Origin of the sequence: Nostoc sp. 106C, assembly GCF_002154725.1 — a bacterium.
GTDB lineage: Bacteria > Cyanobacteriota > Cyanobacteriia > Cyanobacteriales > Nostocaceae > Aulosira.
This window is the reverse complement of the sequence record NZ_MTAW01000121.1, coordinates 88,352-100,730: the sequence shown is the minus strand read 5'-3', so window position 1 is coordinate 100,730 and position 12,379 is coordinate 88,352. Positions and strand designations below refer to the sequence as shown.

The window sequence follows — 12,379 nt, the reverse complement described above, 5'->3', positions numbered from 1 at the left end:
AATTTTTATTATCAGGATTTGCATCATGGTTAATAATTCTCAAGTCTTCAGCCCTACTCAGGAAATCGGGATTCGCAATTTATACGCTTTGCTTGTAGGTATCGATAATTATCCCAACCCCAATCATTGCCTCCAAGGCTGTGTGAATGATATTACAGCGATCGCAGAATATCTGCACGAAAGGTTTGAGAGAACAGAATATCAACTTCATTTAAAAACTCTAAAAGACGAAGAAGCCACCCGTAGGGCAGTTATTAATGGTTTCCGGGAACATCTTATTCAGGCTGGGGAAGATGATGTAGTGTTGTTTTACTATAGTGGTCATGGTTCTCAAGAACAAGCACCGCAAGAATTTTGGCATTTAGAACCAGACCATCTTGATGAAACTTTGGTGTGTTACGACAGCCGTACTGAAGGCGGCTGGGATTTGGCAGATAAAGAATTGGCACTACTCATTGCAGACGTGGCAAAAAATAATCCGCATATGACCATTATTCTTGATTGCTGCCACTCTGGTTCCGGCACAAAAGACCCTTTACAAGAGGTAAAAGAAAGGCGTTTACCAACAGATAAACGGAAACGTCCACTAGATAGTTTTATTTTTACCCTAGAAGAATTAAACCAACTTTCAGGTGTTCGGGAAATACAGCCGCAAGCTAACCCTACTGGTTGGCATTTGCCTAAAGGTCGTCATGTGCTTTTAGCAGCCTGTCGAGATCGGGAAACAGCAAAAGAATATAACGCAGGTGGTCAACATCGGGGACGTTTTTCTTATTTTTTAATGGATACACTGTCCAAAACCAACGGAAAGCTGACTTATCGAGATTTGTTTGGACGCACAAATGCCTTAGTTCGCAGCGTAAATGGGGATCAGTCGCCACAATTGGAAGTGAATCATCCCAACGATGAGAACAAATTTTTCTTAGATGGTGCGATCGCTCAACTTCAACCTTACTTTATTGTTAAAAATGACAGAACCTCTGGCTGGGTAATTGAAGGTGGTGCTGTTCACGGAGTTCAACCATCCCAAAATGGCGAAACTACTCTATTGGCATTATTCCCTTTTGATGCCAATACAGATGATATACGCAACCCCTCAAAGTCCGTGGGAACAGCTAAAGTCACTCAGGTATTGCCAACCAAGAGCAAGATAGATATTGAAGGTGTGCAGAATTTAACTACTGAGCTTACTTTTAAAGCAGTAGTTATTGGTCTACCATTACCGCCTTTGGGGGTTCACTTTGAGGGAGACGAAGTGGATGTTAATTTGGCACGGGAAGCAATAAAAACTGCTGGATTTAATGGTAAATCCTCAGCTTATATCCGTGAAGAATCTACCAACCCTGAGTTTCGCCTCTCATGTCGCAATCATCAATATTTGATTACTAAATCTCAAGATTCTCGACCGCTTGTAAAAGAAATTAATAATTACACAAAAGAGAACGCACAAAAGGTAATTCAACGCCTAGAACATATTGCTCGTTGGACAACAATTGCTCGACTCTCAAATACTGCTGCAACTGTAATTAAATCTGGTGATATCAAGATGGAACTAATCTTTCATAATCACAAATCATCGCAAACTAAGCAGATGCGATTGCAGTACAAATATGAAAATGGCCAGTGGCAACCACCAGAATTTCAACTGAAACTCACTAATAATAGTCAACAGCCACTTTACTGTGCTTTGGTCAACCTTTCAGACAACTTTGCTATTAGCGCTCCATTTTTTGAAGCAGGTAGCGTCAGACTTCAACCTGACGAAGAGGCTTATGCCCTTGATGGAATAGATTTGGAACTTGAAGTTCCAGATGAGTTCTGGAAACAAGGCATTACGGAGTACAAAGACATTATTAAATTAATTGTAAGCAATGATGAATTTGATGCAAGATTCTTAACTCAAGATAAACTTGACGCTCCTCGTCCACCTGCATCAAGAAATATTGATTTCCAAAATCTAAGTAGTCTTGAGCGTTTGATGAATCGCACTCAAAATCGTGATATCAAAGCGAAAACTACAGCAAAGTATGTCGATTGGTATGCAGAAGAAATTACTATTACTACAGTTCGTCCTTTAAAATATACCGCAGTTTCTCAGGAACAAAAACAACACTAAATAATTAAAAGGTACAAATTAGGCATTATTGAAATTGACTTTTGCCTTTGTATTGTTTGCTCATTTTTTCTTGTGTCATCTTCTTGATTAGGAAGCAAGTGAGCCGAGTAATAGCGCAGAGATAACTTTAGCATTGTACTTACTCAAGAACTAAATTTGCCTTAATTGTCTTTACATTCAAACTCAAAGAGAGACAGACTCATGCCTAAATCTACATTTAACCGTAATTTTGCCATTATTATCGGTGTTAATAATTATCACAACAATATTCCACCTTTAGAAACGGCAGTTCCAGATGCTCGGAAACTTGCTGAAATTCTGCAAAAGCAGCATGAAGCTCTCAAACCACAATATCAAGCACAGAATAAATATGAAGTCCAGTTATTTCTAAATCAACGTGCTAGTCTCAAAAATCTCAACCAGTTAATTGCAGATTTTAAACAAGGACAAATACCATTTGATAACGATAAATTTGAGATTTTAAACCCTATACGTCCAGGAGAAACTCCTTTGCAGGCGTTAGCACAGGTGTGTTCGCCCATATCAAATACAATTACTGTTAGCGAATTAGAGGAAGACAAGCAAGCTTTAGCAAATATTGTTAAAAATTGGAGTCAGATTAATCCCCAGACAAAAATATTGCTGGCGGTTGATCAATATGAAGAGTTAATCACTTTGTGCAAAAGTGATGAAGAACGAGAGCAATTTCAGAATTTAATTAAAAATGCGATCGCTAAATATCCTAACAACATCCATGTAGTTATCACCTTACGACTCGACTTTGAAGCGCAGTTTCAAAACTCTGAACTCAAAGATTTTTGGAATAATGATACTCGCTTTGTAGTCCCACCAATGACTCAGGATGAACTGCGGGAAGCCATTGAAAAACCAGCATCAGAAAAAGTGGTATATTTTGATCCTCCCAACTTGGTAGATAAATTAATTAACGAAGTTGTACAAATGCCGGGGGCTTTACCTCTACTTTCTTTTACTCTCAGTGAACTGTACCTAAAATATTTGGAGGAGCGAAGAGATAACCGCGCATTAACAGAAAAAGATTATGAAGAGTTGGGAAGAGTCGTTGGTTCTTTAACCAAACGTGCTAACCAGGAATATGAACAGTTAGTTGCAAAAGACACCGCTTATCAAAATACGATACGTCGGGTAATGCTACGAATGATTGCATTGCAGGGAGGTGAGTTAGCACGGCGACAAGTACCTAAATGGGAACTGGAATATCCCGATAAAGAAGAAAATGTCCGTGTACAAACAGCCATCAAACACTTTTCTGAAGCTCGCTTAATTGTTGAAGGTTCTAATTCTGAGGGCGAACCTTATGTAGAGCCAGCCCATGATGCTTTAGTTATGGGGTGGGATAAATTACTGGCATGGAAAAAAGAAGAGGAAGAAAACATAATCTTACAACGTCGGCTAACACCTGCGGCTAAGGAATGGGAAACTGTCACAAACAAGTTACCACCATTGGGTTGGCAAACAAAAACAGACAATGTTATTGATTGGCTAGATCGCATACTCTACGTTCCTGAAAAACTATTTAATAAAGTCAACGTTGGGTTAACTCGTAAATGGCAGCAAAGACAAAATCAGCAAAAAACTCTGAGAGATAAACCAATACAGTTTCTATGGAATAGTAACCCTTACCTTGATGTATTAAATCAAGTACTACAAGCTAATAACAATTGGTTTAACCAGATAGAAGCAGAGTTTGTCCAAGAAAGCGTTTTACAAAAACGGCGAAATCTAAGTTGGCGGTGGCGGATTGTGATCGCAGTTATGCTGGGTTTAAGCGGGTTGACACTCTGGGCTTTAATTCGTCAGAGAGATGCAGAAATAGGACAAATTAGTACTTCAAGACAAGCTTCTGAAGCACTTTTTCTCTCAAATCAAGAACTAGATGCACTAATTAGTAGCGCACAGGCAGGAAAAAATTTTAGCTATCCTCTGTTACAAACATTCCCACCCGACTCTCAGCTACGGGAGCAAGTAGTACAAACCTTGCGAAAAGTTTTCTATGGAATGAGAGAACGCAACCGATGGCAACCAATGCAAGGGATGCAAGTACAGAGTATGTTTTTTCATCCAAATGGCAGATTATTGATAGCAACCAAAAGCAATAATGGCACAGTTCAAATATGGGATATGAAAACAAAAGGACAACCTGTTTTAGAATTAGCAGGACATAGATTTCAAGGAGGAGATTCTTCTGATAACGTCTTTTTTAGCCCTGATGGTAGCAAAATAGCTACTGTTGACTCACAAGGTATTATCCGTCTATGGGACTGGAACGGCAATAAGTTGGGGAAGGAATTCTATGCGGGTTACAGAATTGAAAAACTCAGTTTTAGTCCTAATGGTCAGTCCTTTATGACTAAAGCATATGAGAATAAGGGTGACTCTGATACAACTATCCGGTGGTGGAATTTACAAGGTCGCAGCGGAAGACCATCGACAAACGTAAATAATGATTTCGATTTTAAAAGTGATGGCAGTGTAATTCGTGCTGATGAAAATAACGGTAATATAATAATATCGGGGTTAGGTTTATCCAACCAATCAATACCTATAAAAACAGCTTCCCTTCAAGGAGTAAGAATCTCTGCCAGTCCTGATGGCAATTATATACTATTGACCGAAATATTTGGAAATGCCTCTCTCCAAATGTGGAAGTGGAACGGCAGGAACCTGGAAAAAGTTCAACCTTCAACTATCGATAAAGATTATCTTGATAAAGCTCAAATAGCCAGTTTTAGTTCTGATGGTAAGCTAGTAGCTTTTGCTGATGACAACACTGTTCGCATTTATAATCTATCATCTCTTGTTGACACAGCATTAACCAATTTTAATGAAATGAGATTACCCTCCGGTACAATTCAAAGTATGATTTTTAGCCAAGACAGCAAATATTTGGCTACTCTAAGTGAGGATGGAACTGTCCGCTTGTGGGATGTAAATCTACCACAACCAGAAGAATCAAAGCAATATCAATTTCTGCAAAACGGTATTCAGAATATCAGTGTTAGTCCCGATCGTAAAACTGTTGCTACTGTAGGTGATAGTGGGATGACCATCCGCTTGTTCGACTCAAATGGTAAGCAATTATCAGCATTCCCAGTCACTTCAGGCAAAGTCACAAGTATCAGTTTTAGTCCTAATAGTAATATTATTGCTACTGGAAGTGATAATGGTAATGTTAGCTTGTTCAGCCACAATGGCAAAGAATTAGAACTAATCAAAGCACACTCAAAAAATGTTGTGAGTGTCGTTTTTAGTCCTGATAGTCAACGTCTTGCTACCCTAGGTTCTGATAGCAAAGATGCTGATGGATCTGATACTTACATAGCTAAGTTATGGAGATTGAATGGTGAAAAATTAGAGTTTGAGAAAAAGTCTTTATTAGAAATTCCCTATGGTATTACAGTACACGGCATCCAATTTCAACAAAGTGATGAGCCAAAAGTAATCACAGAAGATAAATCCACTGACGAAACACCCGCCACTGTTTCTTGGCGGAATATGTCGGGGGAAATACAGAATATATTGCCAGGGCAACTAAAACGAGAACAATCGGAAATCATAGCATTGAACCATGATGGCAGTTTGCTAGCTAGTGTTAGTAAAGCTAGTAAAAATATCGTTAAGTTGTGGGACTTGCAAGGCAAAAAGTTGCTGACGGAATTTCCAGGTAATGAATGCAACACTCAGACAGATAAGTGTATAACCAGCATGAGTTTTAGCCCTGATGGCAGTACACTAGTTGTCATTGGAAGTAATGGCAGTGCGAAGTTTTTCCAGTTGGGAAGCTTTGACAATTTACTTGCAAAAAGTTGCAATAGAATGCGTGATTATCTCACAAACCTTGATGAAAAAAATAGCGATCGCATGGTTTGTGACAATATACAACCAACTGCTGTCAATCCCAACAAGTAAGTTGGAGTAAACGCGATCACCTTGCCCATAATCGTATGTTTTCGCAAAAATGAGCCAGTTATAACTCTCTATCTTTTCCAAGCGATCACGAATTATCCAATGTATTAAATTTTACTTGAGAGCAATGCCCACCCTACAGATTTGGACAATAGTTTTTTACACTCGCCCATTGTTACTGATGTGCAACTCAGTTTCAATCGCCCCTAGAGTTTTAAGAGTACTAAGCGTCGCTTCAGTTAACCCAGTAACTCCGGCGATCTTCATCCCCTCGTAAAGTCTTTTACTTCTCAAACTTCTAATACATTCACCTGTCAAGATATTCCAAATCTTCAGCGTCTCATCTTCACCGCTGCTGATAAGAGTATGCCCCTCAGGACTAAAGGTAACTGATAAAACGGCTTGAGTTGGTTGCTGTAAAGTTTTGAGGCATTCACCAGTGTTCACATCCCATAACTTCACAGTTTGATCCATACTACCACTGCTGAGAATTTTACCATCTGGACTAAAGGCAAGCGATCGCACCCAGCCTGTATGCCCTGGCAAACTTTTCAAGCATTTACCAGTCTTGACTTCCCATAACTTGACTACATGATCTCCACTGCCACTACTCAGGATTTGTCCATCGGGGCTAAAGGCAATTGACCACACCCAACCTCTATGTCCTGGCAAAGTTTGCAGACATTTACCAGTATTGATTTCCCATATCTTTACTGTATGGTCATGACCACCACTAGCTAAAGTTAGACCATCAGGGCTGAAGGTTACTGACAAAACTCCGTGGTTTTGTTCATGTAAAGTTTTCAAGCATTGACCAGTCTGGACATCCCATAATTTCACTGTGTGGTCATGACTACCACTAGCCAAAGTACGACCATCGGGACTAAAAGCAATTGCCCAAATCCAATTCGAGTGTCCTTGCAAAGTTTGCCGACATTTACAAGTTTTAATATCCCATATCTTGATTGTTTTGTCTTCACTGCCACTGGCGACAATACCACCATCAGGACTCCATGCCACTGACTTGACTTCATTACTATGTCCGATGAGTGTTGCGAAGCATTCACCAGTGTTAATGTCCCACAATTTCACCGTTTTATCGCTACTACTAGCCAGCATTTGACCGTCAGGACTGAGGGCAATTGACCAGATGCCATTACCATATCCTTGCATAGTTTTTAAACATTGACCAGTAGCAACTTCCCACAGTTTCAAAGTTTGGTCATTACTGCCACTTGCCAAGATTTGATCGTCAGGACTAAACATAACTGCTCGGATCATGCTATTGTGTCCTAGCAAAGTTTTCAGGCACTCACCACTACTGACATTCCACAGCTTCACTTTCTGATCCCAACTACCACTTACCAGGGTTTGTCCATCTGGGCTGAATGCAAGTGACATCACCCAGTCAGAGTGTCTCTGCAAGGTCATCAGACATTCACCAGTTTTAATATCCCATATCTTGATTGCTCCATCGCCACAACCACTAGCAAGTCTCTTTCCATTTGGAGTGATGGCAACTGACCAAATCCCTTCATTATGTTCTGGCAAAGTTTTTAAACATTTACCAGTGCTAACATCCCACAGCTTCAGTGTTTTATCCACACTACCGCTAATTAATACTTTGTTGTCAGGACTCAAAACTACTGCCCTGACCATATTTTGATGTCCTAGCAAAGTTTTGCAGCAGTGACCAATATGCACATCCCATATTTTTACGGTCTTGTCATCACTGCTACTGACCAATACTTTCTTATCGGAAGTAAAGACGAGTGACCAAATTCCCTGTTCATGTCCCTGCAAGGTATTGAGACATTGACCAGTTGTGACATGCCAAAGCTTGATTTTTTGGTCTTCACTGCCACTAGCAAGGATAGTACTGTCATGATTAAAGGCAAGTGCTGATACCCAATCAGTATGACCTCTCAGGATTTTTAGCTGTTTCCAATCACCAACTTGATACAAGCGAATCTCACTATTCATATCTCCAATAGCTAAAAATTTTCCATTGGGGCTAAATGCTAATGACAAAACCCCACCAAAAGTTTCTGCAAATAAAGACTGAGCTAGATGAGCGTGGTTAAAATTCACATTGTGTAAATTTACATATCGTAGATCTGCTTGCCTAACAGCCAAATGCGAAAAATCATAGTTACTCAGATTTGTTCCCAGATAACAAAGCATATTGAGAATGTTTCCGGCTGCATAATTTTGTTCTTCTGAGAATGTTTTTTGCAGCTTTACTAAAATTTTATTTAGTTGGTTTTCTAAAACTTGCCGATTTCTAAATATAGTTAATAGTCCATCTATAACTGGTTTGAGTATCAAACGAATCTGAATATCTCTAATATAGTCTTTTACCGTCGCTTTTATTAAAGTATGACTTCTGAATAAATCTAGGTTTTGAGTTTTAATTTCTGTCCAAATATTTTGGACAAATTCATTAGTTATGTATTCCATAACTACAGCTTGTAAAGTAAATAAATTAGAGCTTTTCTCAACCAGGGATCGTCTTACCAAAGACTCCAGAGCTTCTAATAATTGTTGTGGGAGTAGCAGTGATACGATATCACTCTGCAATTCTGTTAATGAAACTGGCTGCCGATTAACTGCTAACCAGTACATGAGATTTTTTTCTAAATCTGACAACCGCGAAAATTGTTGATCTAAAATTTCGCGTATACTACCAAAAACAGAAGTTTTTTTGTTTAAAAAATAAGAAATATTGCCATTAAAAACATCTAAAATTGTCGTGGCAACTATCTTTAAAGCCAAGGCGTTACCTTGATATAGCTCAACTACTGCTTTTAATTCTGTCTCAGAGCCACATAACCCTTTAATTTCAAAGATTTTTTGCCCGTCCACTACATCTAAACCAGTAAGTTGTAATGAGCGAACTGGTAGTGCTTTTCCTTCCAGAAGGGCTAAGTCTTGCGGTTTTTCCCGTGAAGTTAGCACAAGGCAACTAATATGGGTAACTTCTCCAATTTGTTTGATAAGTTGAGCATATTCTTCACAACCTTCTCGATAGGTTCCTACAATAGTGCCACTTTGTAAAATCGTTTCAGCATTATCGAATATGATAAGACAACGATATTGACGCAAATATTCAATTAGTTTCGAGATTCTGCCGTCTATGCTGTTTGGGCAATCGGTTGCTAAAACCTGACCTGCGGACAAAAAGTGAATTAAGTTAGCTAATAGGTCAGAAAGAGGTGGGGCATTGTAGAGCGATCGCCAAATCAAGAAATCAAACTGTCCCTCAACTTGTTGAGCTAGTTTAGCAGCCAGAGAGGTTTTGCCAATTCCCCCCATTCCCAACAGCGCTACTAATCGGCAACGTTCTTCACTCACCCATTGGTTGAGTGTGTTGAGTTCTGCTGTACGTCCATAAAACACAGAGACATCAATCGCTTCTCCCCAGTCTGCTCGATTTTGAATTTCGGATTTGAGATTGTGAATGGAATTCTCCAGAGTTTCCCCTGCTGTGTTTGCCTTCCAAGATTTGCGCCATCGGCGCTCTAGAGCAGATTGGAAGTTTTTCTTAGTAACTTTCTCGTCTAGTGCTTCACTCAGCAGTTTCCAAAGTTCGGGGCCAACATGTTGCTTTATATATGCCACTGAGTAGCAAGCTGCTGAAGCAATTTGTTCGTATGGTTGATGTTTCCAAGAGCCTTTGAGGATAGAAATTTCTACTTGACTCAGCCGTCTTCCCACCTTGACGAACACAGCCTCATCAGCAACTTCTAGCGCTTCCTCAAAGTTCATAGGCTACTATGTAAATTCTATGCAAACTCTACCATAAAAGTAATTTTACCGGAACTTCACCGGAACTTTAGTGTATCGATAATTAATGGCGATCGCTCTAAGATGATGCGGGATTGATTGAAATGTTGATGCTCAACATCGATTATTTCAAATCAAAACCTGTTAATCTTCCCAAGATTACTATCCTCCTAGACCACGGTTATCACATTGACTATTTAATTGAAGCATTGGAGAAGGTTTATCCTCAGCTCATGACAAAAATCAGGTTTGAGCTTTCAACAAAGCCCTCGAAACAAGAGAAGGCAGCCCAAGGAAAATCTGGATTTGTGCCAGCGGTGGCTCGATGGGTGATAGAACGATCAAATGCTTGGATGGAGCGTTGCAAAAGTATAGTCAAGAACTTTGAGCGAACTCTATCTCATGCCACAACTAAGATTAACCTCTGCTTTGTTAGGTTAATGCTTAAGCGGCTTGCAGCCACTTCCTGAGATCTCAAATGGGTTCTATATAAACAGAAAAGTAGAGCATCGCTCCAGCAGAGTGTAAGAAAATCTTTTAAGAAATGGCGATAAAGTTTTGGCTCTTCATCGCTTATGGTAAAGGTTTCAGTAGCCAACGCTGCTCAACTTCCTTGCGAGGTCGTGCCTCGTAGGCTGGGGTGGCTCTTGGAGTAGAAAACCCAATGTTTTAAATAATACTTATTAACTTGTGTATGGTTTTAGTGGTGCTTCCTTGGTTCCGTCTGTGAGCGAGCGCGGTATTTCTGCGCCTCATTAGGTGTAGCGAACAGCAAACCTCTGTGCTTTGGAATGATTGTATTCAAGATGACTCAACATTGGGGAGAAGGGATGCGGCACTGCTGGCAGTTTTGATCGTAGGGTGGCGTCGCAGTGAGGTGACTTACCTTAATTTAAGCGATTTTAACCCACGCAGTCGGTCATAAAAACTCCTCTATCAAAAGTTAGATTTGGAAAAAAAAATTTATCTCTTGAGAAACTTTAATCATTTTTCATGCAAGAATGTTTTTAGCTTGACATTAAAATCAACAGCAATCCACCTTTAATAAACTTTGTATTTTTAATGGAACTTTATTGCCGTCTCTATTAGTTGCTCGAGTGACATATTGGCTTAATAGACAATCGGTGAAATTAATAATCAGAAAATTTGAACTTGAATTCAGGAGACAGATTTATGTTCAAGCAAAACTTGAATATGCATGTTTTTTGGTGGGTTTTAGTTTCTAGCGTCAATATTTTACTTTTAGTTATTTTTTACGAAACAATATATTTAAATGACATTTCAATAGCAATTTTTAGTGTCAGCAATATACTAGTAGCTGTTTTAGTCCGTAATGAACTGGTTTTACATTTATTGTATCGTTTTGCAGTGTGGACTTCGGTAAAGATTGTTTATGGCAAATACTATCTTAATAGTGGCGTTCATTATATCGGTGGGGTTCACGCCTCATGTGCTACTTGGGGTTTCCTCTGGCTAATTGTTGATGTATTCCAGCAGTTGGGAAACCCAAGCGATCCTCTATCAATGGCTACATCCAACGATCCTATATCAATCATTACATCCAGTATATTGTTAACACTTTTATTTATTATTATCATCACTGCTATTCCCCCATTCCGCCATAAGTTCCATGATACATTTGAAATCAGCCATCGCTATCTGGGATGGACTTGTTTGAGTATTCTCGTCTTGCATCAAATTAGATTTCAATTTATTATCGCTCTCAACCAAGCTTATCCTCTAGAAACTTTATTAACTAATCCAGTTTTACTCATGATCGCGCTGATGATTTTCAGCTTATTTTTGCCTTGGATAAGCGTGCAGTGTTTTGATAATTTTAGGATGGATTGTCCATCTGTTGGAGTTTTAGTTGTGACTCTTCCAGGAAGGGCTGACGTAGGGACATTTGCTCGAATTAGTCTAGATGGTATTGAATGGCATTCCTTTTCTATTGCAGGAACGAGTTTCAATAAACAAACGGACTCTTCAGAAATTCATTTAATAATCGGCGCGGTAGGTGACTGGACTAAAAATTTGATTCGGCAAGTTCAAAAAGGAAATTTACCCAGACGACTATGGGTTCGTCGAGTCAAGCCTCCTGGTTTTATGTTTTCAATTAACGCTTATTCACGAGTAGTTGTAATCGCAACTGGAGCAGGAATTGCACCAGTCATACCTCATGTGATAGAAAATAGTCACAAACTTTGTATTGTGTGGATCGCTAACGAACACGAACAAACTTACGGCGAAAAGCTTTGGTCTTTGCTTGGCTCTCATCCTCGTTGCAATATTTTTGATACAGGAATGCATGGTAGACCAAATGTAGAGCAGCTAGCTCTTGACGCCGTTCAAGATTTTAGGGCGCAAGCTGTGTTTTGTGTATCCAACAAAGCGGTTACTGAAAAGGTGGTCAAGACTTGTTTGGGCAAAGGTATTCCAGCTTATGGAGCTAGCTGGGATTCTTGAGACTGCCGAAAAGCGAGTTTGTTGCTTAAGGAATGAGATGACGTCCTGTACTTGTTTGGACGCTGG

5 protein-coding genes are annotated in these 12,379 nt (G+C 39.5%); 4 read left to right on the top strand and 1 reads right to left on the bottom strand.

All coding sequences use genetic code 11. The features are described from left to right. Positions 1-25: 25 nt before the first annotated feature. Positions 26-2,116, top strand: coding sequence for a caspase family protein (locus BV375_RS17700; protein WP_086762715.1), 2,091 nt, complete (start codon positions 26-28; stop codon positions 2,114-2,116). 201 nt (positions 2,117-2,317) lie between these two features. Continuing rightward, positions 2,318-6,064 carry a hypothetical protein gene (locus tag BV375_RS17695; protein WP_086762714.1) on the top strand — a complete coding sequence of 1,249 codons (3,747 nt, stop codon included), beginning with the start codon at positions 2,318-2,320 and terminating at the stop codon, positions 6,062-6,064. 156 nt (positions 6,065-6,220) lie between these two features. On the opposite strand, the gene BV375_RS17690 is transcribed toward BV375_RS17695, so the two are convergent. Continuing rightward, a complete protein-coding gene (locus BV375_RS17690; RefSeq protein ID WP_086762712.1) occupies positions 6,221-9,829 on the bottom strand; it encodes an NB-ARC domain-containing protein in 3,609 nt (1,202 codons plus the stop codon). A gap of 122 nt (positions 9,830-9,951) precedes the next feature. Between BV375_RS17690 and BV375_RS17685 the strand changes: the two genes are divergently transcribed. Together BV375_RS17685 and BV375_RS17680 are read left to right on the top strand one after the other, a co-directional pair. Then, the gene (locus BV375_RS17685) at positions 9,952-10,317 is read left to right on the top strand and encodes a transposase (protein WP_243713977.1); all 366 of its coding nucleotides are present in this window, start codon (positions 9,952-9,954) and stop codon (positions 10,315-10,317) included. A gap of 703 nt (positions 10,318-11,020) precedes the next feature. Further along, entirely contained in the window at positions 11,021-12,313 is a 1,293-nt protein-coding gene (locus BV375_RS17680) for a hypothetical protein (protein ID WP_086762709.1), read from the top strand. Positions 12,314-12,379: the final 66 nt, after the last annotated feature.

Coding starts and splice junctions, on each gene's coding strand:
- BV375_RS17700 (WP_086762715.1), top strand. CDS start 26: ATGGTTAATAATTCTCAAGTCTTCAGCCCTACTCAGGAAATCGGGATT.
- BV375_RS17695 (WP_086762714.1), top strand. CDS start 2,318: ATGCCTAAATCTACATTTAACCGTAATTTTGCCATTATTATCGGTGTT.
- BV375_RS17690 (WP_086762712.1), bottom strand. CDS start 9,829: ATGAACTTTGAGGAAGCGCTAGAAGTTGCTGATGAGGCTGTGTTCGTC.
- BV375_RS17685 (WP_243713977.1), top strand. CDS start 9,952: ATGTTGATGCTCAACATCGATTATTTCAAATCAAAACCTGTTAATCTT.
- BV375_RS17680 (WP_086762709.1), top strand. CDS start 11,021: ATGTTCAAGCAAAACTTGAATATGCATGTTTTTTGGTGGGTTTTAGTT.